The organism is Mycobacterium sp. (assembly GCF_965277065.1).
Taxonomy (GTDB): Bacteria; Actinomycetota; Actinomycetes; order Mycobacteriales; family Mycobacteriaceae; genus Mycobacterium.
In genome coordinates this window covers 203,547-228,798 of record NZ_CBDIBT010000015.1, presented here as the reverse complement: position 1 = coordinate 228,798, position 25,252 = coordinate 203,547, and the positions used below count along the sequence as shown (strand labels likewise).

The 25,252-nt window shown below is 67.5% G+C and carries 12 protein-coding genes; 6 read left to right on the top strand and 6 right to left on the bottom strand.

Going from position 1 to position 25,252, the window contains the following annotated elements; genetic code table 11:
• Positions 1 to 5: 5 nt before the first annotated feature.
• The 5 genes from ACQY5A_RS05260 to ACQY5A_RS05240 are packed head-to-tail and all read left to right on the top strand — an operon-like array spanning position 6 to position 19,160.
• Positions 6 to 12,449, top strand: coding sequence for a type I polyketide synthase (locus tag ACQY5A_RS05260; RefSeq protein WP_428339327.1), 12,444 nt, complete (start codon positions 6 to 8; stop codon positions 12,447 to 12,449).
• A gap of 3 nt (positions 12,450 to 12,452) precedes the next feature.
• Entirely contained in the window at positions 12,453 to 15,077 is a 2,625-nt protein-coding gene (locus ACQY5A_RS05255; protein WP_428339326.1) for an NAD-dependent epimerase/dehydratase family protein, read from the top strand.
• Between the two features lie 19 nt (positions 15,078 to 15,096).
• Complete coding sequence (locus tag ACQY5A_RS05250; RefSeq protein WP_428339325.1) at positions 15,097 to 16,602, top strand: carboxylesterase/lipase family protein; 1,506 nt, start codon at positions 15,097 to 15,099, stop codon at positions 16,600 to 16,602.
• A gap of 27 nt (positions 16,603 to 16,629) precedes the next feature.
• Positions 16,630 to 18,633, top strand: a complete 2,004-nt coding sequence (locus ACQY5A_RS05245) for a DUF7065 domain-containing protein (RefSeq protein ID WP_428339324.1) — start codon at positions 16,630 to 16,632, stop codon at positions 18,631 to 18,633.
• A 53-nt stretch (positions 18,634 to 18,686) separates the two neighbouring features.
• Positions 18,687 to 19,160 carry a gluconokinase gene (locus ACQY5A_RS05240; protein ID WP_428339411.1) on the top strand — a complete coding sequence of 158 codons (474 nt, stop codon included), beginning with the start codon at positions 18,687 to 18,689 and terminating at the stop codon, positions 19,158 to 19,160.
• A 19-nt stretch (positions 19,161 to 19,179) separates the two neighbouring features.
• On the opposite strand, the gene ACQY5A_RS05235 is transcribed toward ACQY5A_RS05240, so the two are convergent.
• The 3 genes from ACQY5A_RS05235 to ACQY5A_RS05225 are packed head-to-tail and all read right to left on the bottom strand — an operon-like array spanning position 19,180 to position 21,366.
• Complete coding sequence (locus tag ACQY5A_RS05235) at positions 19,180 to 20,196, bottom strand: DoxX family membrane protein (RefSeq protein WP_428339323.1); 1,017 nt, start codon at positions 20,194 to 20,196, stop codon at positions 19,180 to 19,182.
• A gap of 52 nt (positions 20,197 to 20,248) precedes the next feature.
• Positions 20,249 to 20,764: a DUF6328 family protein gene (locus ACQY5A_RS05230; protein WP_428339322.1), complete on the bottom strand. Its 516-nt coding sequence runs from the start codon at positions 20,762 to 20,764 to the stop codon at positions 20,249 to 20,251.
• Between the two features lie 32 nt (positions 20,765 to 20,796).
• Positions 20,797 to 21,366 carry a TetR/AcrR family transcriptional regulator gene (locus ACQY5A_RS05225; RefSeq protein WP_428339410.1) on the bottom strand — a complete coding sequence of 190 codons (570 nt, stop codon included), beginning with the start codon at positions 21,364 to 21,366 and terminating at the stop codon, positions 20,797 to 20,799.
• Between the two features lie 83 nt (positions 21,367 to 21,449).
• On the opposite strand from ACQY5A_RS05225, the gene ACQY5A_RS05220 reads away from it, so the two are divergent.
• Positions 21,450 to 22,127 (top strand): class I SAM-dependent methyltransferase, encoded by a 678-nt coding sequence (locus ACQY5A_RS05220; RefSeq protein WP_428339321.1) that lies wholly within the window; start codon positions 21,450 to 21,452, stop codon positions 22,125 to 22,127.
• On the opposite strand, the gene ACQY5A_RS05215 is transcribed toward ACQY5A_RS05220, so the two are convergent.
• Genes ACQY5A_RS05215 through ACQY5A_RS05205 form a run of 3 tightly spaced genes read right to left on the bottom strand, consistent with a single transcriptional unit; the run spans position 22,124 to position 25,183 of the window.
• Entirely contained in the window at positions 22,124 to 23,200 is a 1,077-nt protein-coding gene (locus tag ACQY5A_RS05215; RefSeq protein WP_428339320.1) for a prenyltransferase, read from the bottom strand. The two genes, ACQY5A_RS05220 and ACQY5A_RS05215, sit on opposite strands and share 4 nt — an antisense overlap.
• On the bottom strand, positions 23,187 to 23,918 hold the full coding sequence (locus ACQY5A_RS05210) for a class I SAM-dependent methyltransferase (protein WP_428339319.1): 732 nt from the start codon (positions 23,916 to 23,918) through the stop codon (positions 23,187 to 23,189). The genes ACQY5A_RS05215 and ACQY5A_RS05210 overlap by 14 nt, the downstream gene beginning before the upstream one ends.
• The gene (locus tag ACQY5A_RS05205; protein ID WP_428339409.1) at positions 23,912 to 25,183 is read right to left on the bottom strand and encodes a glycosyltransferase family 4 protein; all 1,272 of its coding nucleotides are present in this window, start codon (positions 25,181 to 25,183) and stop codon (positions 23,912 to 23,914) included. The genes ACQY5A_RS05210 and ACQY5A_RS05205 overlap by 7 nt, the downstream gene beginning before the upstream one ends.
• Between the last annotated feature and the right edge of the window lie 69 nt (positions 25,184 to 25,252).

The following is a 25,252-nucleotide window of genomic DNA, read 5'->3' as shown; positions in this document are numbered from 1 at the left end:
ACGACATGGCTGACCAACTTCAGCATGCAACCGAGGCGTTGCGTAAGGCGCTGGTCCAGGTCGAGCGGCTGAAAAGCAAGAACCGCGCGCTGCTGGAACGCTCCGGTGAGCCGATTGCCATTGTCGGTATGTCGTGCCGATTCCCCGGCGGGGTGGATTCGCCGGACAGCCTGTGGGACATGGTCGCAGACCAGCGAGACGTGATGTCGGAGTTTCCCGCCGACCGGGGCTGGGACTTGGCCGGACTGTTCGACGATGACCCCGACGCCCCGCATAAGTGCTACGCCCGCTCCGGCGGGTTCGTCGACGACGTGGCCGGTTTCGACGCCAGTTTTTTCGGGGTGGCTCCCAGCGAGGCATTGGCCACCGACCCGCAGCACCGCATGCTGCTGGAGTTGTCGTGGGAAGCGTTGGAACGGGCCGGGATTGACCCGACGTCGCTGCGCGGCAGCGCCACCGGAGTGTTCGCCGGAATCATCGCGCAGGGCTACGGGATGCTCGCCGAAGAGATCGAGGGCTACCGGCTGACCGGTATGACGTCCAGCGTCGCGACCGGCCGGGTGGCCTACGTGCTCGGGTTGGAGGGTCCGGCGGTGTCAGTCGACACCGCGTGCTCCTCATCGTTGGTGGCCTTACACATGGCGGTGCAGTCGCTGCGGTCCGGTGAGTGCGATCTGGCGCTGGCCGGCGGCGCGACCGTCAACGCCACGCCAACGGTTTTCGTCGAATTCAGCCGGCACCGGGGCCTGTCTCCGGATGGCCGGTGCAAGCCCTTCGCGGGTGCCGCCGACGGGGTCGGCTGGTCCGAGGGCGGCGGAATGCTGGTCGTGGAAAGGCTTTCCGACGCCCAGCGGTTCGGCCACCGGGTGCTCGCGGTGGTGCGCGGCACGGCGGTCAACCAAGACGGCGCCTCCAACGGGCTCACCGCGCCCAACGGTCCTTCCCAGCAGCGGGTGGTGCGCACGGCGTTGGCCAACGCCGGGCTGAGTGCCGGGGATGTGGACGTGGTCGAGGCCCACGGCACCGGAACGACTTTGGGCGATCCCATTGAAGCTCAAGCGCTGCTCGCGACCTACGGTCAGGATCGAGCGGAGGCCGGAAACCCTGGAAAACCTTTGTGGCTGGGCTCGATCAAGTCGAACATGGGTCACACCCAGGCCGCCGCTGGTGTGGCCGGAGTGATCAAAATGGTGCAGGCGATGCGCCACGAAGTACTGCCGGCGACGTTGCACGTGGATGTGCCCAGCCCGCATGTGGATTGGTCGGTCGGCTCGGTGTCGTTGCTCACCGAAGCACAGCCGTGGAAGAGCGGGTCGCCCAACGGCCATGCCCGCCGCGCCGCGGTGTCGTCGTTCGGGATCAGCGGCACCAACGCGCACGTGATCATCGAGGAGTCCCCGTCGGTCGAACCGGCCGAAAGCGCGGCCGCGCAGCCGTCGGTGGTGCCGTGGGTGCTGTCGGCCAAGAGCGCCGCGGCACTCGAGGCTCAGGCCCGGCGCCTGGCTGAATTCGTCACCGCCCATGGGCAATTGGCCGCAGCTGACGTGGGCTGGTCGTTGGCGGGGCGGTCGACCTTCGAACATCGGGCAGTGGTGCTCGGTGACGATCGCGGCTCGTTGCTGGCCGGCCTGGGCGAACTAGCGCAGGGGTTGCCGGGCGCGTCCGTGATCGCCGGACGCGCCATTCCCGCGGGTAGAACCGTCTTCGTCTTTCCCGGCCAAGGCTCGCAATGGATCGGCATGGGTGTCGAACTACTGGACACCGCACCGGTGTTCGCCGAGCAGATGAACGCGTGCGCGGACGCGTTCGCCGAGTTCGTCGACTGGTCGTTGATCGACGTCCTGCGTGGCGCACCGGGTGCGCCGGGCCTGGACCGCGTCGACGTGGTCCAGCCGGCCCTGTTCGCGATCATGGTTTCGCTGGCCGAACTGTGGCGCTCCATCGGTGTGCGCCCGGAAGCGGTCATCGGGCACTCCCAGGGCGAGATCGCCGCAGCCTACGTAGCGGGCGGCCTGTCGCTGCGCGATGCCGCACGGGTGGTGACGCTGCGCAGCAAACTGCTGCTGGCGCTGTCCGGCCGAGGTGGAATGGCGTCGCTGGCGTGCGGGCCTGACCAGGCGCGAGAAATGTTGGTGCCCTTTGGCGATCGAGTCAGCATCGCCGCAGTCAACGGGCGAGCTGCCGTCGTGCTCTCCGGTGAGGAAGTCGCACTCGACGAGATCGTCGCGCTGTGCACCGAGGGCGAAATCCGCGCCCGTCGCATCGACGTCGATTACGCGTCGCATTCGGTGGCCGTCGACGAGATCCGCGACCAGCTCGCCGAGGCGCTGGCAGGCATCGAACCGCAGTCGGCCCGCACGGTCTTCTTCTCCACCGTCACCGGTGCCATCCAGGACACCGCCGGCCTCGACGCCGACTACTGGTTCCGAAACATCCGGCAGACGGTCGAGTTTGACTCTGCGGTGCGCACAGCATCCCAGAGCGGCTACCGGACGTTCATCGAGTCCAGCCCGCATCCGGCGCTGATCGCCGGTATCGAGGACACCGCCACCGAGGGCGGCGCGGATGCAACGGTCGTTCCGACTCTAGGTCGCGAGGACGGCGGCCTGCGGCGCTTCCTCAGTTCGGCTGCCCTGGCCTTCGTGGCGGGCGTGAAGGTGGACTGGCGTCCGGCGCTTCCGGCGGGCGGCTTCGTCGAGTTGCCGACGTATGCCTTTGAACGGAAGCGCTTTTGGCTCTCCGGCGACGGGGCCGCGGTGGACGCGGCCGGGTTGGGGCTCGGCGCCAGCGAGCACGCCCTGCTGGGCGCGGTGGTCGAACTGCCGGACTCCGGCGCAGTGGTGCTGACAGGTCGGCTGTCGACGGCCAACCAGAGCTGGCTGACCGACCACGCCGTCGACGGGGTCGTGGTGTTCCCGGGTGCGGGCTTCGTCGAGTTGGCCATCCGCGCCGGCGACGAAGTCGACTGCGGCAGAGTCGACGAGCTGAATCTGCAGTCGCCGTTGCTTTTGCCCGCGTCGGGCTCGGTGGCGGTGCAGGTGGTGGTCGGCACGGCAGACGAGTCCGGCCAGCGCAGCATGTCGGTGTTCGCCCGGGAGACAGCAGATTCCGCGTGGAACTGCCATGCGACGGGCATCCTGTCGCCCGGTGTGGTCGAGCCGGCAGCGGATCTCTCTGTGTGGCCGCCGGAGGGCGCGATCGCCGTCGACGTGACCGACGGCTATCAGCGGCTGGCCGAGCGCGGCTACCAGTACGGCCCGGCGTTCCAGGGTCTGACCGCGGTGTGGCGGCGCGGCGACGAGTTCTTCGCCGAGGTGACGCTGCCTCAAGCGGCCGGCGGCGTAACCGGATTCGGAGTGCACCCGGTGCTGCTCGACGCGGCGTTGCACGCCGCCGCGGTCACCCACTTGGGCGCCGGTGGCAAAGAGATAGCATTACCGTTCTCGTGGCAGTGCGTGTCGCTGCATGCGGCGGGAGCGTCCGCGGTACGGGCACGGATCGCACCGTCGGGCCCGTCGGCGGTGTCGGTGGAACTGGCCGACGGGCTGGGGTTGCCGGTACTGACGGTGACGTCGATGGTCGCGCGCCCGATTTCGCAGCAGCAGTTGGCGGCGGCGATGTCCGGCGCCGCCGGCGATCGGCTTTTCGAGCTGGTGTGGTCGCCGGTATCAGCATCGCCAGCGTTGCGCGCCGAGACGCCGGCGTACGAGGTGTTCGAATCTGCTTCGGCTACCGGCGATCCGGTCACCGCGACCTACGATCAGGTGCATGCGGCGCTGGCAGCGCTGCAGTCCTGGCTTGCCGAACACGAGTCGGGGGTCTTGGTGGTGTCGACCCGCCGCGCGGTCGGGCTGCCGCGTGAGGATGTCGCCGATCTCGCCGGTGCCGCCGTGTGGGGGTTGGTGCGCTCAGCGCAGACCGAGCATCCGGGTCGCATTGTTCTGGCGGATTCCGATGCGCCGCTGAACGATTCGACGATTGCGAAGGTGCTGGCGGTCGGCGAGCCACAGGTACTGGTCCGCGACGAGACGATCTACACGGCGCGGGTCCGCGGGAACCGCGCCGTCGACGGCATGCTGGTGCCGCCGGCCGAGGGACCATGGCGCCTCGGCCTATCCAGCGCGGGCACGTTCGAGAACCTGCAGCTCGAGCCAGTGCCGAACGCCGATGCGCCGCTCGAGCCCGGCCAGGTGCGGGTCGCCTTGCGGTCGATCGCCACCAACTTCCGCGACGTCATGATCACGCTGGGCATGTTCACCCACGACGCGTTGATCGGCGGCGAAGGTGCCGGCATCGTCACCGAAATCGGCCCCGGCGTCACCGACTTCGCGGTCGGGGATGACGTGTACGGGTTCTTCCCGGACGGCAGCGGCACGCTGGTCGCCGGCGACGTCCGGCTGCTGCTGCCCATGCCGTCAGACTGGTCGTACGCCGAAGCCGCCGCGATATCGGCCGTATTCACCACGGCCTACTTCGCGTTCATCGACCTCGCCGACGTCAAACCGGGCCAGCGGTTGCTGCTACACGCCGGTGCCGGTGGTGTGGGAATGGCCGCAGTGCAGCTGGCGCGACACCTCGGGCTGGAGGTCTTCGCCACAGCCAGCCGACCCAAGTGGGAGACGTTGCGGGCGATGGGCTTTGACGACGACCACATCGGTGATTCCCGGACGTGCGAGTTCGAAGACAAGTTCCGTGCCATCGTCGGGGACGGCGGCTTCGACGTCGTGCTGGACTCGCTGGCCGGGGAGTTCGTCGACGCCTCGCTGCGCCTGGTCAAGCCCGGTGGGATCTTCCTGGAGATGGGTAAGACTGACATCCGCGATCCGGGAAAGATCGCCCAAGACTATCCCGGTGTGCGCTACCGCGCCTTCGACCTTTTCGAGCCCGGCCGGCCACGCATGCACCAGTACATGCTGCACCTTGCCGAGCTCTTCGACGCTGGTGTGCTGCGGCCGTTGCCAGTGACGACCTTCGACGTGCGCCGCGCGCCTGCGGCTCTGCGGTACCTCAGCCAAGCCCGTCACACCGGCAAGGTCGTACTGACCATGCCGGATGCGTGGACACGGGGCACGGTGCTGATCACCGGCGGCACCGGAATGGCCGGTTCGGCGGTAGCCCGACACCTGGTGGCCAATCATGGTGTGCGGCAACTGTTGTTGCTCGGCCGCCGCGGCCCGGATGCACCAGCTGCCGCCGAGCTGACGGCAGAGTTGTCGGCCGCCGGAGCCGACGTGTCAATGGTGGCGTGTGACGCCGCGGACCGCGCTGCGCTGGCGAAAGTGATCGCCGACATTCCGGTGCGGCATCCGTTGTCGGCGGTGATCCATGCCGCGGGTGTGCTCGACGATGCGGTGCTGACCTCGCTGACCCCGGATCGGGTCGACGCGGTGCTGCGAGCCAAGGTGGACGCGGCCTGGAATCTACATGAGTTGACCCAAGATTCGAATGTGTCGGCGTTCGTGCTGTTCTCTTCGCTGGCCGGCCTGGTGGGATCGTCGGGTCAGGCCAACTACGCGGCGGCCAACAGCTTCCTCGACGCGCTGGCCGCTCAACGTCGCGCACACGGTCTGCCGGCGATGTCGCTGGGCTGGGGTCTGTGGGAGCAGGCCAGCAAGATGACCGGCGGGCTCGACGACGCCGGTCGGGCCCGGTTGGCCCGCACCGGCGTGAAGGCGCTGTCGTCGGTGGACGCGCTACAGCTGTTCGACACCGCGATGATCGTCGACGAGCCGCTTCTGTTGCCGGCCCACATCGATACGGCCGCTCTGCGAGCCAACGCCGCCATGGTCCCACCGATGTTCGTCGATCTGATCAACGCGCCGATTCGTCGGCGGGTCGACGACTCCCTGGCCGCGAGCAAGTCCAAGTCGGCTCTAACGCAACGTATTCACGGTCTGCCCGAAGCCGAGCAGCACGCGCTGCTGCTGGATTTGGTGCGCTCGCACATCGCGACCGTGCTGGGCACTGCCACCCCGGAGGCCATCGATCCGGACAAGGCGTTCCAAGAGTTGGGCTTCGACTCGCTGACCGCCGTGGAAATGCGCAACCGGCTGAAAACTGCCACCGGGCTCGCGCTTTCACCGACTCTGATCTTCGACTACCCGACACCGAGCCGGCTGGCGTCCTACTTCCGCACCGAACTCGCCGGTGTCCCGCAGGAAGTCAAGAACGTCCCCGCGGTGCGGATCACCGGTGACGACCGGATCGCGATCGTCGGAATGGCCTGCCGTTACCCGGGCGGAGTCGACTCCCCGGAGGACCTGTGGGACATGGTGATCAACGGCATTGACGTCGTCACCGACTTCCCGAGTGACCGCGGCTGGGACCTGGCCAACCTGTACAACGCCGACCCCGACGTTCCCGGCTCCTGCTACACGCGCACCGGAGGCTTCGTCGAAGGTGTCGCGGACTTCGACCCGGCATTCTTTGGAATCGGCCCGTCAGAAGCGCTGGCAATGGATCCCCAGCAGCGAATGTTCCTCGAGCTGACGTGGGAAGCGTTGGAACGGGCCGCCATTGACCCGACCCTCTTGATAGGCAGCGCCACCGGCGTATTCGCCGGTATCTATGCCCAGGGCTACGGCATGGGCGCCGCGCGCGCTGCGGAGGGCTTCCGGCTCACCGGGCAGTCGTCGAGTGTGGCATCCGGGCGGGTGTCGTACGTGTTGGGGCTGGAAGGCCCGGCGGTATCGGTGGATACCGCGTGCTCATCGTCATTGGTGGCGCTGCACATGGCCGCTCAGTCGTTGCGGTCCGGGGAATGCGACCTGGCGCTTGCCGGTGGCGTCACCGTGAACGCAACACCGGACATCTTCGTGGAATTCAGCCGCATGCGCGGTTTGTCCACTGATGGCCGCTGCAGATCCTTCGCCGGCGCCGCCGACGGCACCGGATTCTCCGAGGGCGGCGGCATGCTGGTGTTGGAGCGGCTGTCCGACGCGCAACGCTTGGGGCACCCGGTTCTGGCGGTCGTGAGTGGATCGGCGATCAACCAGGACGGTGCGTCCAACGGACTGACCGCACCCAACGGTCCCTCGCAGCAGCGGGTCGTCCGCTCGGCATTGGCCAGCGCGGGTCTGAGCGGGGCCGACGTCGACGTGGTCGAAGGGCACGGCACGGGCACCACGCTGGGTGATCCGATTGAGGCTCAAGCGATTTTGGCGACCTACGGGCAGGACCGGCAGACGCCACTGTGGTTGGGCTCGATCAAATCGAACATGGGCCACACCCAGGCCGCCGCAGGCGTGGCCGGGGTGATGAAGATGATTTTGGCGATGCGCCACGAAGTGCTGCCGGCGACGCTGCACGTGGATGCGCCCAGCCCGCATGTGGATTGGTCGATGGGTGCGGTGCAACTACTCACCGACCAGCAGCCCTGGCCGGCCAACGGACATCCGCGTCGAGCGGGGGTGTCGTCGTTCGGCATCAGCGGGACCAACGCGCACGTGATCATCGAGTCCGCCCCGCCGGTCGAACCAACCGCTGAGGAAAGCCCGGCCGTGCTTCCGACCGTCGTGCCCTGGGTGGTCACCGCCAAGTCGACCGCGGCGCTGGAGTTGCAGGCCGCGCGGCTGGCCGAATTCGTCCGGGCGCGTGGCGAGTTGGCCGCCGCCGACGTGGGGTGGTCGCTGGCGGGCCGCGCCGCGTTCGAGCATCGCGCCGTGGCGCTCGGTGCCGACCGCGAGCAACTGCTGGCTGGTCTGTCTGAGTTGGCTGACGGTCAGCTCGTTGCGTCGATGATCACCGGCACCGGTCTGCCCGGCAAGACCGTCTTCGTGTTCCCGGGCCAAGGTTCGCAATGGCTCGGCATGGGGATGGGGCTGCACGCCACCTACCCGGTCTTTGCGGAGGCGTTCAACACCGTGATCGGCGAACTGGACCGCCACCTGCTGCGTCCACTGCGGCAAGTGATGTGGGGCCACGACGAAGACCTGCTGAACACCACCGAATTCGCCCAGCCGGCGCTGTTCGCCATCGAGGTTGCGCTGTATCGCCTGCTGGAATCCTGGGGAGTGCGGCCCGATTTCGTGATGGGGCACTCGGTCGGCGAGTTGACCGCGGCGCACATCGCCGGTGCGCTGTCGTTGGAGAATGCCGCGTTGCTGGTAGTGGCACGCGGCCGCTTCATGCAGGCCCTGCCGCCCGGCGGTGCCATGGTCGCCGTGCACGCAGGAGAAGACGAGGTGCGCCCGCTGCTGACCGACGACGTCGGGATCGCCGCGGTGAACGGCCCGTCGTCGGTCGTGGTGTCAGGCGACGAGCACACGGTGCATGCCGTCGCCGGGCAGCTCCGTGCGCAAGGTCGGCGCGTTCACCAGCTCGCGGTGTCGCACGCGTTCCACTCGCCGTTGATGGAGCCGATGATCGGCGAATTCAAAGCAGCGGCACGGGAATTGACGGTCAACCCGGTCACCATTCCGGTGATCTCCAATGTGACCGGAGAACTGGCCGGCGACGACTTCGCGACGGCCGATTACTGGACCCGGCACATCCGCGCGGCGGTGCGGTTCGCCGACAGCATCCGTCACGCGAATTCGAATGGCGCCAGCCGATTCCTGGAGGTGGGTCCCGGGGGCGGTCTCACCTCCTCGATCGAGGAGTCGTTGGCCGAGGCCGACATCGCGTCGGTGCCGTTGCTGCGCAAAGGCCGCCCCGAAGCTGACAGCCTGATGGCCGGGGTTGCCCGGGCGTTCGTGGCGGGCGTCGGCGTGGATTGGCGTGCCACGATGCCCGGTGCTGCGCTCGTCGAACTGCCGACCTATGCCTTTGAGCGACGCCGCTTTTGGCTGTCCGCCGATGACGCCACGGTCGATGCCGCGGGTCTCGGTTTGGCGGCCAGCGAGCACGCGCTGTTGGGCGCGGTGGTCGACCTGCCGACCTCGGGCGGGGTGGCACTGACCGGCCGGCTCTCGGCGGGGTCGCAGGGCTGGCTGGCCGATCATGCGGTCGGCGGCGTTGTCATCTTCCCCGGTGCGGGCTTCGTCGAGATGGCCATCCGCGCCGGTGACGAGGTCGGCTGCTCGGTCGTCGACGAGTTGACGCTGGCGGCGCCGCTGGTGATTCCGGCAACCGGGTCGGTCGCGGTGCAGGTGGTCGTCGACGGCGTCGACGAATCGGGCCACCGTGCGGTGTCGGTGTTGTCCCGCGCAGACGTGCACTCGGGCTGGACGCTGCACGCCGAGGGCATCGTGCGACCGGGCGTCGCCGAGCCCGGCACCGACCTGGGTGCCTGGCCGCCACCTGGTGCCACGTCGGTCGACATCGACGGGCTCTACGAACGGCTGGCGGCACGCGGCTACGGGTACGGCCCGGCGTTCCAAGGGCTGACCGCTGTGTGGCGCCGCGGCGACGAGATCTTCGCCGACGTGTCCTTGCCCGACGACGCCGGGGTGTCGCCGGCCGGATTCGGGGTGCACCCGGCGGTTCTCGACGCCACGCTGCACGCGATGATCACCGCCACCGAGGCCGACAACGACGGCAACGACGGTGTGTTGGTGCCGTTCTCGTGGCAGGGCGTGTCGCTGCACGCGGCGGGCGCATCGTCGGTACGGGCGCGCATCACGCTCACCGGCCCGTCCTCGGTATCGGTGGAACTGGCTGACGCACTTGGGCTTCCGGTGTTGTCGGTGGCCTCCATGGTGGCTCGTCCGGTGTCGCAGCAGCAGTTGATGGCCGCGGTGTCGGGGTCTGGCCCCGACCGGATCTTCGAACTGGTCTGGTCACCTGCGGCGCCCGAATCAGCCGCCGAGACACCGTCGTACGACGTGTTCGAATCTCAGCCGGCCGACGACGATGCGCTGGGCTCGACGTACGCCCGCACCCACGACGCCTTGGCCGCGTTGCAAGCCTGGCTCGCCGAGAACGACTCCGGCAGGCTGCTGGTGTCGACGCGCGGTGCGATCGGATTGCCCGGGGAGGACGTCACCGACCTGGCCGGTGCCGCCGTGTGGGGCCTGGTGCGCGCGGCGCAGACCGAGCATCCTGGCCACATCGTGCTGGTGGATTCCGATGCACCGCTGAACGATACGACGATCGCGGCGGTGCTGGCCGTCGGTGAGCCGCAGGTCGTGGTCCGCATGGAAACTGTCTACACCGGCCGCGTGCACGGCAGCCGGGCGGTGGACGCGCTGCTGGTACCGCCGGGCGGCGACGCGTGGCGACTGGGCATGTCCACCAAGGGCACGTTCGAGAACTTGGTGCTCGAACCGATCCCGGACGCCGACGCAGCTTTACGCGCCGGCCAGGTACGGGTCGCGGTTCGCACCATGCCGGCCAACTTCCGTGACGTCATGATCGCGCTCGGTCTGTACCCTGACGAAGACGCCGTCATGGGAGTGGAGGCGTCCGGTGTCGTCATCGAAACCGCCCCGGACGTGCGACGTTTCGCGGTCGGTGATCGGGTGACCGGGCTGTTCCCCGAGGGTACCGGCACGATGGCAGTCACCGATGCGCGTCTGCTGATGGACATTCCGTCCGGGTGGTCCTACACCGAAGCCGCCACCGTGCCGGTGGTGTTCGCGACGGCCTACTATGCGCTGACCGCGCTGGCCGATGTCAAGGCGGGCCAACGGATTCTGATCCATGCCGCCGCCGGTGGGGTCGGTATGGCCGCGGTGCAGCTGGCGCGGCATTTCGGGCTGGAGGTCTTCGCAACGGCCAGCCGACCCAAGTGGGACACGTTGCGGGCGATGGGCTTTGACGACGATCACATCGGTGACTCCCGCTCGCTGGAGTTCGAGGACAAGTTCCGTGCCGCGACGGGTGGTCGCGGCGTGGATGTGGTGCTGGATTCCCTCGCCGGCGATTTCGTCGACGCCTCGTTGCGTCTGGTCGTTCCCGGCGGGGTCTTCCTCGAAATGGGTAAGACCGATATCCGCGACGGCGGTGCGGTCGTCGCGAAACACGGCGTGCGCTACCGCGCCTTCGACCTGTTCGAGGCGGGGCCGGATCAGATCGCACGGATGCTGTCCGACCTCGCCGCGCTGTTCGAGGACGCGACGTTGCGCCCTTTGCCGGTAACCACTTTCGATGTGCGGCGGGCGCCCGCGGCGCTGCGGTACCTGAGCCAGGCCCGCCACACCGGCAAGGTGGTGTTGACCCTTCCTACCAAGCCAGGTGGTGTCCTTGGGCCGGGCACCGTGGTGATCACCGGCGGTACCGGCATGGCCGGTTCGTCGCTGGCGCGTCACGTGGTGGCCAATCATGGTGTGCGCAACCTGTTACTGATCGGCCGACGCGGTCCGGACGCGCCCGGTGCCGCGGAGCTGGCCGCGGAATTGTCCGCCGGAGGTGCCGAGGTATCGATCGTCGCCTGCGACACCGCCGATCGGGTGGCGCTGGCCAAGGTGCTGGCTGACATTCCGGTCCAGCATCCATTGTCCGCGGTGATTCACACCGCGGGGGTGCTCGACGACGCAGTGGTGACGTCGCTGACGCCGGAGCGGATGGATGCGGTGCTGCGGGCCAAGGTGGACACCGCCTGGAATCTGCATGAGCTGACCAAGGATTCGAACCTGTCGGCGTTCGTGATGTTCTCGTCGATGGCCGGTCTGGTGGGATCGTCGGGCCAGGCGAATTACTCGGCGGCCAACAGCTTCCTGGACGGCCTGGCCGTGCACCGCCGGACTCGCGGCTTGCCGGCGATCTCGCTGGGCTGGGGCCTATGGGATCAGACCAGCAGCATGACGGGTGACCTCGAGGCGGTCGACTTCGCGCGGTTCGCCCGCGACGGCATCGTGGCCATGTCCTCGACGCAGGCGCTGCAACTGCTCGACACCGCGATGGTGATCGACGAGCCGTTCCTGCTGCCGGCACACATCGACACCGCCGCCCTTCGGGTGAAGTTCGACGGCGGCACCCTGCCGCCGATGTTCGTCGACCTGATCAGCGCGCCGGCGCGTCGTCAGGTTGACGACTCGCTGGCCGCCGCCACATCGAAGTCCGCACTGCTGCAACGGCTCGACGGTCTTCCGGAGGACGAGCAGCAGTCGGTGCTGCTGGATCTGGTGCGCTCGCACATCGCGACCGTGCTGGGCAGCAGCACCCCGGATGCCATCGACCCGGACATGGCGTTCCAGGAACTGGGCTTCGACTCGCTGACCGCTGTCGAGATGCGTAACCGGCTCAAAACCGCCACCGGGCTGCCGCTGTCGCCGACGCTGATCTTCGATTACCCGAACTCGGCCGCCCTGGCGGGATACTTCCGTCAGGAGCTGATCGGTGCGTCGGCCGCGACAGCTCACAAAGCTGCACCCGGTGAAGCGGAGATCCAGCGGGTGCTGGCCTCCATCCCGGTCAAACGGCTTCGGCAGGCCGGTGTGCTGGACCTGTTACTCGGTCTGTCCAACGAGGCCGATGGCGCAGAAGCAGATCAGGACAAGGAAAAAGACCTGGCGACAATGGATCTCGACGACCTGGTCAATGCCGCGTTTCTCGACGACGACGACTAGCCCATGAGGATCGCTGTCACCGGGGCCGGCGGAGTAGTTGGTCGCGGCCTCGTGGTACGCCTGCTCAGTGCGGGCCACGAGGTCGTGGGCCTGTCTCGCCATCAGCCCGAAAGCTGGCCGAGCAGAGCGACCTTGGTACCGGGCGACATTCGCGACGCCGCCGCGGTGCAGCGGGCCATTGCGGGCGCGGAGGTCGTCGTGCACTGTGCGTGGACGCCCGACCCCGCTTCGGGTCAGCCTCACCATCATGAGGTCAATATCGGCGGCACGGTCAACGTGCTCGACGCTATGCGCCACAGCGGGACCCGGCGCGTCGTCTTCGCCTCGTCCGCCCATGTCTACGGCACGGGCGAAACCGGTGCCTGGAGGTCGGAAAATGATCCGCTGCAGCCGGTGTCGACGCTCGGCCTGGACAAGGCGCGCGCCGAAGACCTGATCGCCGCATCCGGCGCCGAGTGGGTGACGATCCGTGTCGCGGCGATCTTCGGCCGCGCCGTCGACAACTGGGTACGACGAGCATTGGCTTCCGCGTTCTTCCCCGGTACCCGGAATCAGACTCTGCAAGTCGTGCACAGCGACGACGTGCACCGGACCTTCGTCCGCGCCGCCGTCGACCCGGGCATCGGCAGCGCAGCGGTGAACCTCGCCGCACCCGGCGAGCTCACCCTCGGTGAGATGGCCGCGAAGCTCGGACGGCCGGTGGCGCCCCGAGTGCTTCGAAAGCTGAGCGCGGCGGCCGAGCTCGCCCTCCTGCTGAGTGCGCCACCAATGAACACTGCTCTGCTGCAGGACAAATGGAACATTGATCCGGCCTGGACCGCCCAGGGCTGTCTGGATGACGTCGCGCTGGCGGTGCGTGGCCAGCTGAGCATCGGCCGGTGGACGAGATCGCTGCCGTGGCGGTTGACGCGCGTGCAGGACATCCCGGCCGTCGATGTACCGGCCGCCGACGGGCTCGCCACGGAGTTGGCCGGTCCGGACGGTGGCAACGGTGAGTTCGATACACCGATCGACCGCCGCTTCCCGACGTATCTGGCCACCAACCTGTCCGAGGCGCTGCCCGGGCCTTTCTCGCCGTCGTCGGCGTCGGTGACGGTCAAAGGTTTACGCGCATCAGGTGCGGTCATCGCCGGACGCCTCCGTCCGGGTGGACTCATTCAGCGCGAAATGGCCACGCGCACAGTCGGAGTGTTCGCCCACCGGCTGTATGGCGCCATCACGACCGCGCACTACATGGCCGAGGTGGTGCCCTTCGTCAAGCCGGGCACGGTGGTCCGGCAGAGCCAGTTCTTCGGCCCGAGCGTGGCCTCCATGCCGATACACGGCGAGCAGCAGCTACCCCCCGAATCACGCAACGCCGCGGGCCCGCTGCGCATTGTCCGCAACCTGGGTGTGTTCGGCGTCAACCTCGCCGGGTTGATCGTCGGTGCCGGCCGCGACACCGGTGACTTCGTCGACGACGTCGAACGCTTGGAAGAGGTTGTTGCGGGCGACCTCTCGCAGCTTTCCGAACCGCGACTGCAGAGCCTGATCCTGTTGGCGCGCGACCACGTCGTCGATGGCTGGATCCTGGCGTCCGGGTCATTTCTGGCGTTCGCCGCGCTGAGCGTGATCCTGCGCGGCTTGAACGGGCGCGACATGGTGTTGCCGGTCGGCCAGGAGCTGGCCAGTGCGGGTCCGCTGAGCGCGGTGTATCGAATCGCGGATGCCGCGCGACGTGATCCCAACGTGCTCCGGATTCTGGCCGGTGCCGGTGACCACCTCGACGAGCTGTCCGCCCAGGCCCCGGAGTTCCATGCCACCCTGCTCGCCGAACTGAAAGAATTCGGCCACCGCGGTCCCGCTGAGCTGGAGATGCGCTCATCCAGCTACGCCGACGATCCGGAGCTGATGCTCCGCATGGCCTCGAAATCACTTGAGTCACCGACCCGTTCGGAGACACGTCGGCCGCTCATCCCGCGTCGAGCCCGGCCGGTGGCGCTGCTGGCCGCCCATCAGATTCGCGACCGGGAAGTCCGCCGCGACCGGATGGTGCGCGCGAACTGGTTGCTGCGCAACCTACTTCGCGAGTTCGGACGCAGGCTGGTGGAGGCGGGACAGCTCGAGACCGTCGATGACGTGTTCTATCTGCTGGTCGACGAACTCGACGCGCTACCCACCGACACGACCGACCTGGTGGCGCGCCGCCGCGCCGAACAGCGCCGGCTCGCCGGGGTGGTGCCGCCCGCGGTCTTCAGCGGCGACTGGCGGCCTACCACCGCCGCAACGTCCGTGCTGTCCGCCGGCCAGGGTCTGACCGGTGCCGGCGTCAGTGCCGGCCGGGTCCGCGGCCGGGTCCGGATCGTTCGGCCGGACACCATCGACGAGCTGCAAGCCGGCGAGATCCTCGTCGCCGAGGTCACCGACGTCGGCTATACCGCAGCATTCACCTACGCGGGCGCCGTCGTCACCGAACTCGGCGGACCGATGTCCCACGCCGCCGTGGTGGCACGCGAATTCGGGATTCCCTGTGTGGTCGACGTGCACGACGCCACCCGACGCCTCCCGCCCGGGGCGCTGATCGAGGTCGACGGCACCAGCGGGACGATCCGGGTGCTCGAACCGGACCTGCCGAGCGCCAACCACTGACGTTCGCTACCGTCAGGAGATGCACGAACACACGGTTCGCGTGACGACCGCCGCCGGCACCGTCGAAGGCTTCACCTGCGACGGCGTCCACCGCTGGCGATCCATCCCGTATGCCCGGCCGCCGGTGGGTGCGCTGCGGTTCCGCGCGCCCGAGCCGGCCCAGCCGTGGCGGGGTGTGCGTTATTGCCACGGCTTCACCAAATGCGCGCCGCAGGAGCATCGCTACGCCATCCTCGGCGTGGGCAAATATCAGGCGATGGGGGAGGACTGCCTCACCCTCAATGTCACGGCGCCCGAGGAACCGCACGCCGAATCGCTACCCGTCATGGTCTTTGTGCACGGCGGCGGCTACATCATGGGCAGCTCGGCCACGCCGATCTACGACGGGGTGGCGCTGGCCAAGCGCGGGTGCATCTACGTCTCGGTCAACTATCGGCTCGGCGCGCTGGGCTGTCTGGATCTGTCGTCGCTGTCGACGGCGGACGTCACCGTCGACAGCAACCTGTTTCTCCGCGATCTGATCCTGTCGCTGCGCTGGGTCAAAGACAACATCGCGGTGTTCGGCGGGGACCCGGCCAATGTGACAGTGTTCGGCGAAAGCGCCGGTGCGCATGCCGTCGCGGCATTGATGACCGCACCGGACGCCGAAGGCCTTTTTGCTCAAGTGATTTCAGAGAGCCCGGCCAGCGGGATGACGCGACCCACCGATGTCGCCGCCGAGTTCGCGGCGCGGTTCGCCACCTTGCTGGGAGCCGGCGGGCAGGACGCCGCCGATGCGCTGATGAAGGCGACGCCGGCGGAGTTGGTGTCGGCGCAGAACCGGCTGATCAACGACGGTGTGCGAGACATGTTGGGCGCGTTCCCCATCGGGCCGGTGTTCGGTGACGATGTGTTGCCATTGGACCCGGTCGACGCGATGCAACAGGGCAAGGCGCATCGCGTTCCGCTGATCGTCGGGACCAACGCCGACGAAGGGCGGCTGTTCACCCGCTTCCTGCAACTGTTGCCGACGAACGAGCCGATGATCGAAGCGCTGCTGGCCGGAGTCGATCCGATTGCCCGGGAACGCATTACCGGTGCCTACCCTGACTACCCTGAGCGATCGGCATGCATCCGGCTCGGCGGCGATTTCGCCTTCGGTTCGGCGGCCTGGGCGATGGCCGAGGCCCATGGCAGGCACGCGCCCGTTTACTCCTACCGGTACGACTACGCGCCCCGCGTGCTGCGCTGGTCGGGGCTGGGGGCTACACATGCCACCGAGCTGCTCGCGGTTTTCGGGTTCTACCGCACCAAGCTCGGCGCGTTGCTGACCGCACCGGTCGATCGCCGGTCGGCTTTGCGGGTCACCCGCGAAGTGCAAAGGCGCTGGCGATCATTCAGTCGCACGGGTAGCCCGGGTGAGGACTGGCCGGCCTACACCGACACCGACCGCGCGGTGATGGTCTTCGACCGCAAGTCCCATCTCGAATTCGACCCGCACCCCGAACGGCGGCTGGCCTGGGAAGGCTTTTCCCTGGCGCGATGACGGTCGATGTGGTTTCGTAAATGAGCCATGACACCGCACACCGACAACGTCGTCGAACGGCCGGCCGACCTCACCGCTGCCTGGCTGACGGCAGCCCTGGGCGCCGGAACCGTCGCCGATTTCACCGCCGAACGGATCGGCACGGGCCAGATGAGCGAGTGCTACCGGGTTCAGTTGACCTATGCCGACAACGCCGCTGACGCCGTCCGGCCCGACTCGGTGGTGCTGAAGGTCGCGGCCACCGACCCGATGAGTCGACAGACCGGGATGACGCTGGGCCTCTACGAGCACGAAGTGTGCTTCTACCGCGACATCGCTCCACGCCTGCACGGTCCGGTCGCGCCGTGCTACCACACTGCGTTCGACGCGTCGTCCGGCATTTTCGATGTGCTACTGGGCGATGCGACCCCGGCTGTCGTCGGCGATGAAATCCGCGGCGCCACACTGGAGCAAGCTCACACCGCCGTCACAGAACTGGGTCGCTTGCAGGGTCCGCTGCTGGGCGACACCACGCTCGCCGAGGCGTCGTGGCTCAATCGCGACTCGCCGGTCAGCCAGGCGTTGATCACTGCACTGTTCGCTGGCTTCATCGATCGCTATGGCGACCAGATCTCACCGCAACATCGCTTGGTGTGCGAGCGACTGGTCGGCGGATTCGACGGCTATCTGGCCGCCGAGGCGGCACCAGATCGCGTTCACGGTTTACTTCACGGCGACTACCGGTTGGACAACCTGCTGTTCGGTGCTGACGGCGCGGAACGCCCACTGACCGTGGTTGATTGGCAGACGGTCACCTGGGGTCCCGCGATGACCGATCTGGCTTACTTCGTGGGTTGCGCACTGTCGGTCGCGGATCGCCGTGAGAACTACGAGGCGCTGCTGGACGCCTACCACCGCGCGCTCGGGTCGGATGCGCCGATCAGCCTGGCCGATGTGCGCGAAGGTGTGCGCCGGCAGAGCTTCTTCGGGGTGATGATGGCCATCGTGTCGTCGATGCTGGTGGAGCGCACCGAACGTGGCGACGCGATGTTCATGACGATGCTGCAACGGCATTGCGAGCATGTGCTGGATACCGACGCACTGACCATCCTCCCGGCGCCAGTCGAGCCGCTGCGCCCGTCGACCGATGACGAGTCGGCCCACGCCCCGACCGGTGAGCCGCTGTGGAACGAGAGCTGGTACGCCGACTTCGCCGACACTGCACAAGGATTCGGCGGTTGGATACGTCTCGGGCTGATCCCCAATCAGCAGACGGCCTGGCTGCATGCCCTGCTGTGCGGCCCGGGCCTGCCCACCGTCGCCGTCGTCGACTTCGAGGTTCCGATGCCGACGGACCCGTGGGCGGTGCGCACCGGCGCGATCGATTTCACGCATTCGGCCGCCGACCCGCTGCGCACCTACCGGGTAGCGCTCCGCGGCCACGGTCAGTCCTATGTCGATCCGGCCGCGTTGCTGCGAGACGAGGCCGGCGAACCCGCCGACGTCGAGTTGGAACTGGAATGGACCACCGACGGCACGCCGTATCAGTACCGGGTTGCGACTCGATACGAAATTCCCTGCACGGTAACAGGATCCGTTACCGTCGATGGACGTCGCTACGTCCTCGACGCGGTGCCCGGCCAGCGTGACCACTCCTGGGGAGTGCGGGACTGGTGGAGCATGGACTGGCTCTGGAGCGCGCTGCACCTCGACGACGGAACACACGTGCACGGGGTCGACCTCACAATCCCTGGGGTTCCGCCGATAAGTGTCGGATACGTCCAGGACCGTCCTGGAACGGTTACCGAGGTGGAGTCCATCTCTGCGACACAGGCCTTCGACACGAACGGTCTGCCGACTGCCGCGACCCTGGCGCTCAATCCCGGTGGCATCACGGCGACGGTCGACGTGCTCGGACACGCACCACTTCGCTTCGTCGCCAAAGACGGCCGGGTCAGCCAATTTCCGCGGGTCTGGGCCACCGTGAGCACGGCCGACGGGCGGGCCGGCGTGGGCTGGCTGGAGTGGAACCGTAATCTGCCACTGCCGTAGCGAGCCGCGTGTCCACTGAAAAGAATTGTTCGCCTGGCACATCGATCGTGGTGATGGGGGTGTCCGGCTCCGGCAAGTCGACGGTGGGCGCGGCGCTGGCCCACCGGCTCGGTGTCCCGTTCGCCGATGCCGACACCTTTCATTCGGCCGCCAACATCGCGAAGATGTCCGCGGGCGTGCCGCTGGACGACGACGACCGCTACCCGTGGCTGGCCGCCGTAGGGCAGTGGCTCGCGGACCTTGACCGCGGCGTAATGAGTTGTTCTGCGCTCAGACGCCGATACCGCGACCAATTGCGTTCGCACCGAGCGACTCTCGAGTTCCTGCACGTGACGGGTTCACCGGAGCTGATCGTCCGCAGGCAAGCCGAACGAGGCGGACACTTCATGCCGCCGTCGCTGGTTCAGTCACAATTCGACGCCCTGGAGCCGCTCGATTCCGACGAGCACGGGTTGGCGATCGACGTTGGGCACAGCGTCAACACCATCGTCGAGACGATGATGCAGTATCTAGCGGCTAAACCTTGATCACTCGGGTGCGGCCGGGCTAGTGCCAACGGCGGGCTTTGACCCGTCCCTTGTGGGCGAGATCGCCCCCGCGTTCGCGCGCCGTGTCGGCCAACTCGCTGCCTCGTTCGTAAGCGCGCTCGCCGAGTTCAGCGCCGCGTTCGCGGGCGGTGTCCGCCCACTCGACCCCGCGGTCTCGCGCGACTTCTGCCCAATCGCTGCCACGATCGCGCGCAATGTCGGCCCATTCGGTGCCGCGCTCGAGAGCCTTCTCGCCAAGGTCACTGCCGCGATCACGGGCGGTTTCGGCCAACTCGGCACCGCGTTCGCGCACCGCTTCGGCCAATTCGGCGCCACGCTTCTTCGCGCGCTTGCGGGCTTTCTTGACGACGGGCGCACTGCGCTCGGCGGCGGTGCTGGCCAGCTCCTCGCCGCGTTTGCGCGCGGCCTCGACCACCGGTGCGCTTCGTTCGGCGGCCGCGCTGGCCAGTTCCCGGCTGCGCTCGGCGCCGGCGTGCAGGCTGTGCGAGATCCGCTCGGCCAGTTCGGAATCGAACACCGAATCATCGGATCCCGCCAGTGGTAGCGCTGACGTCACCTTGTCTGAGATCCGACCGGCTGCCTGCCTGCCGCGCCATCCCAGCGACGGTTTACCCGCGGTGTCGGCCGCAGCGATGATCAGCCCGCCCAGCAGGCTCAGATCAGTCAGCAGGGCGCGGCGCTTTTCGGTCTTGCGTGCGGGGTCGCTCTCGGTCCAAAACAGATGTCCGCCAAGACTGCCCGGTATCACCGTGAACGCGAGTGCCGCCGAAGCGATTCGCGGCAGCTTTCCAGTTGCGAGCAGCAGTCCGCCACTGACCTGGACGGCGGCGTTGATCCGCGCAGCCGTCTCGGGGTCGGACGGAACCTTGTCTGCGTAGGGCTCTGGCAGGTTGCGCAGCGCCGCAACGGTGGGCTCGGTGGCTTCAAGGGATATCGATGGGTTGCGTAGCGTTTCGATGCCTTGGCCGATGAACACTGCGGACAGCAAAGGGCGCGCGATTCTGCGGATCAACATGACGGGTGTGTTACCCAGCTTGTGCCCCATGCAAACCGGGCCGGCAGACAGCTTAAGGCGCTGGTGGGGGTGCTTGACTGCGCACCCACAGCGGCAGCACTACCCAGAAACCGAGTTGAGCGACGGCAGCGCACGCCCCCGCGATGACACCCACCGGGGTACCGGCCACCGTGCCGAAAATGATCACGGTGACACCGATCAGCGCCAAGCCCATCAGCAGCAAACCGACATACGCGAGCCGGTCCGCCGCGGATACCAGGAACCGGGTTTGGTGCCGGCGAAACAATATGCGATGCATCCCGACCGGAGCTTCCAACAACACGGTGGCACCGACCGAGCAGCCCACCGTCGCCAGGTAGACGATCCGCATGATCGCGCTCAGCCCGTCAAATCGGGGCTGAAACGGCAGCGTCAACAAGAAGCCGGTGAGCAACTGGACCCCGGTCTGGACGACGCGCAATTCCTGCAACAGACTGAGCCAGTTGCGATCTAACCGTTGGGTTTCAGTTTCCGATCGCGCCGTGGTGTCCCAGGCCTGATCGCGTTCAGGATGGTCGGCGGCGTCCATGGGCGTTGATCATGCCAGCCCGCCACATCCTGCTATGGCTTCTGGGCCAACAGGAGTCGCGCTGAGGTCTCTAGCCGATCGGCGATCTCGCTGTAGGAGGCGTAGCCCATCCCGGCCCGCACCAAAGCTCCCGCGTACAGCAGCTCGAGTGATTCGACCAGGTCAGGCGCGTGTCCGTCGCCCAAAGCGGTGACCAGGCGTTGATGTATCTCGCGGCCGATACGCAGCCGTAGATGCTCGACCTCGGGATCTGTGCTGAGCAGCGCGTTGGTGACCGCACCGGCCAGCGACGGTTCGTCGGCGACCAGCAATGCGATCTGTCGTAGCACGGCGATCACGCGGACGTCCAGATCCGGCGAGTCAGTCGGCTGCACCGGACTCGACGCCAACCGCCGCCAGAAAACCTCCGCGACAAGGTGCTCTTTCGAGGAAAAGTATGTGTAGGCCGTGGCCGCGCCCACGCCGGCCTCCGCAGCGACCATACGAATCGTCAACCCGGAGAAGCCTTCTCGGCTCAGCACACCGATTGCCGCGTTGCCCAGCCGGTCAACGGTTTCGGCTTGCTTAGCGGTCAGGCGCCGTCTGGTCGATTCCCGAACCATCGGGTTGGACACGTGTCCGGACACTACTACACCCACCTAGGTGCGGCAACTGGCTGACAGGCTCCGTGCACTACGTTCAGTAAATGGTGTCCTCCGCAGATCGCACTGCCACCGACGAGTTGACCAACCGGTTGTTTGCGCTGGCGGATCGGGTGACCGGCTTCATGCCCGCTGACGAGGGCCGCACGCTGTACGACGTGGCGATGAGCTATCTCGACCACGGTGTCGGCGTGGAGATCGGCACCTATTGCGGCAAGTCGACAGTGCTGCTGGGTGCGGCGGCGCGAGCCCGCGACAGCGTGCTCTACACCGTCGATCACCACCACGGCTCCGAGGAGCATCAGCCCGGATGGGAGTTTCACGACACGTCGTTGGTGGACCCCGTCACCGGGCGGTTCGACACGCTTCCCGCATTGCGCCACACCCTCGACGATGCCGCGCTGGACGACAACGTGGTGGCGGTGGTCGGCAAGTCGACGGTGGTTGCGCAGGGGTGGCGCACACCGCTACAGCTGCTGTTCATCGACGGTGGCCACAGCGAGGAGGCCGCACGCAAGGACTACGACGGCTGGGCGAAGTGGGTCGGTGCCGGCGGCGCGCTGATCATTCACGACGTCTTTCCGGATCCGCGCGACGGCGGACGGCCACCTTACGAGATCTATTGCCGCGCACTGGAAAGCGGCGCATTCACGGAGAAATCTGCGACCGGGTCGATGCGGGTGTTGCATCGGACCACCGGCGACGCCGGGGTGGCGGTCTAGCGATCCGACGGGCTGGCCGCGCACTCGCAGTCGTAGTCGCTTTCCAGGCCACGCGGCAGATCGGCGCCACGGAAGATGCCGTTGCCCGCGGTGGTGCGGGACAGCGCGTCGGCGGCGAGGATCACCGCGGCACCCGTCCAGGTGGTGCGCTCGACAGGCCAACGCTTTCCATCGCTGAACACCAGCCCCGTCCAGTACGAGCCGTCCTTCTCCCGCAGATGCTGCATGGCGGCGAACTGCGTCAGCGCCGCCTGCCGCTCACCCATCGCGTCGAGGGCCAACACCAGCTCGCAGGTTTCGGCGCCGGTCACCCACGGCCGGTTGTCGACGCACCTGATGCCAAGCCTGTCGACGACGAAATCGTGCCACCTGTCGGCGATTCGGGCCGTCGCGGCGCTGCCACGCAACGCGCCACTGAGGATCGGGTAGTACCAATCCATCGAGTGATGCGGCTTCTCGGTGAAGGCGGAGGGATGAACGGCGATCGCATGTCCGAGCCGGCCGAGTGCGAGCTCCCACTCGGGTTGCGGCTCGTCGAGCATGTTCGCCAACGCGAGCGCACACCGGATGCTGTGGAAAATGCTCGCGCAGCCGGTCAGCAGGGCCTCCGTCAACGGTCCGGAAGGGCTACGCGCCCAACCGATCTCACCACCCTCAAGCTGAAGATCCAACACGAATTCGACGGCGGCGCGCACCGTCGGCCACATCGTCGTCGCGAAAGTCCGATCGCCGGTGACCAGCACGTGGTGCCAGACCCCGACCGCCACGTACGCGCAGAAGTTGCTGTCGCTGTTGGCGTCTTCGACGACTCCCGCGCGTAGCTGGATCGGCCAGGACCCGTCGGCACGTTGTTGACGGCGACACCAGTCGTAGGCGCGCCGTGCCGGTTCGATCAGCCCGGCCGCGGTGAGCGCCATCGCGCATTCCACGTGGTCCCACGGATCGGTATGGCCACCGGCGGACCACGGGATCTCGCCCGAGGAATACTGAAGTGCAGCAATAGATTCAGCCGTCTGGCGGCATTGCTCGGGGGACAGGACGCCGTCGACGCCCGGTACTTTAGACCAACTCAAAGGCGGGTACCGGTTTCTCGAAGTACAGCGCGACGCTCTTGCCGATCAACGGGTTCAACGTCGATTCCGCCAGCCGGGTCAGCAGGGGGCGCTGCATCATGTCCCACACCAACAATCTGTGGTAGGCGGTAACGGCAAGATGGTCCGACTTATCAACTCCCACAGCGCATTTGAGCCACCAGAATGGGGAGTGCAACGCGTGCGAGTGATGGGTGTGGGTGAATGTCATGCCGCGGTTGGTGATTTTGCCGCGCAGCTGGTTGGCCCGATAGATGCGGATGTGGCCGCCCTCGTTGCTGTGGTAGTCGTCGGAGAGCAGCCAGCAGACTTGCTCGGGAAGCCATCGCGGCACCGTGACCGCCAGCATGCCGCCGACCTTGAGCACGCGTATCAGCTCGGCGATGACGGCGTCGTCGCCGGGAATGTGTTCGAGGATCTCCGAGGCGATGACGCAGTCGAAGGTCTGGTCGGGATAGGGCAGTGCCCGGGCGTCGCCGACGACGGCGTCCGCGTGGCCCGATGCGGGCACCTCGTGGGCGTCGGCCATGGCGTGGAACATCGTGTCGACGTCGGCGATGTCGGTTGCGCTCTGATCGAATGCCACGACGTCGGCGCCGCGCCGGTAGGCCTCGAAGCTGTGCCGACCCGCACCGCAGCCGACGTCGATGACTTTGCAGCCGGGGCCGATGCCGAGGCGGTCGAAATCGACGGTCAGCACGGCTCGTCCACCGGCTCGCTCGGATCACCGGCCGTTCCGGTGCGGGCGATGGCCTGCTCGTAGACGCGCAGCGTCTGTGCGGCCACCGATCCCCAGCTGAACACCTCGACAGCACGACGCCGACCGGCCGCGCCCATCCGCGTGAGCTCGGCGGGGGAGTCCAGCAGCTCGCCCATGACCCGGGTCAGCTCGGCGGCGTCACCGGGCGGAACCAGCCTTGCGCAGCCGCCGTCGGTACCCAGCACCTCGGGTAACGCGCCGGCGCGACTGGCCACGATCGGGGTTCCGCTCGCCATCGCTTCCACCGCCGGAAGCGAGAAACCTTCGTAAAGCGAAGGGATACAAGCAAGTTCAGCCGATGCAAACAGCCGGGCCAATTCGTCGTCGGACAGTCTGCTGGAGATGTGGACGATGTCGGAGATGCCGAGCTCGGCGATCAACTTCTCGGTGGGACCGTTCGGCTCGAGTTTGGCGACCAGCTGCAATTCCAGGTCGTGGTGGTGGCGGAGCTTGGCGACCGCCTGCAGGAGGTGCCCGACGCCCTTGAGCGGCACGTCCGCGCTGGCAATCGCCATGATGCGGCCCGGAACTCGCGGTTCGGATGACGGCGCGAACATGTCTGTGTCGACGCCCAGCGGCACCACATGGAGCTGGTCCGGGTGGACACCGAAGTCGGCGGCGATATCGGTCGCCGACGACGATGAAACTGTCAGCAACTCGGGGATGGCGCGGGCTACCCGTTCCTGCATTCCCAGGAAGCCGTACCACCGGCGCACCGACGGCTTACGCCACCAGCGTGCCGCGGCGAGGTCGACCAGCCGGTCGCGGGTGATCGGGTGGTGCACGGTGGCGACGACCGGCAGGCCGGCCGCCGCCATCTTCAGCAGGCCGACACCCAGGCTCTGGTTGTCGTGCACGACGTCGAAGTCATCCTGACGGTCGGCCAGCAGTCGCGCGGCCCGCAGGCTGAAGGTGCGTGGTTCGGGAAAGCCCGCGGTCCAGACTCCGGCCAACTCGAGGAGGTCGATGCGATCCCGGATTTCGCGGGGATGCGGAATGCGGAACGGGTCGGGTTCGCGGTACATGTCGAGGCTGGGCACCTCGGTCAGCACCACCCGTGGGTCGAGTTCCTCGGGGTAGGGCTGGCCGGAAAACACCTCGACGTGGTGTCCCAGGTCGACCAGGCTCCGGCTCAAATGCCGGACGTAAACGCCCTGGCCGCCGCAGTGCGGCTTGCTGCGATACGACAACAGCGCAATCCGCATACTCACGCCCGATCTGAAGTGGAGGTGCCGAGAATCAGCACCGTGAAACGTTCGGGCGGGGCCTCGACC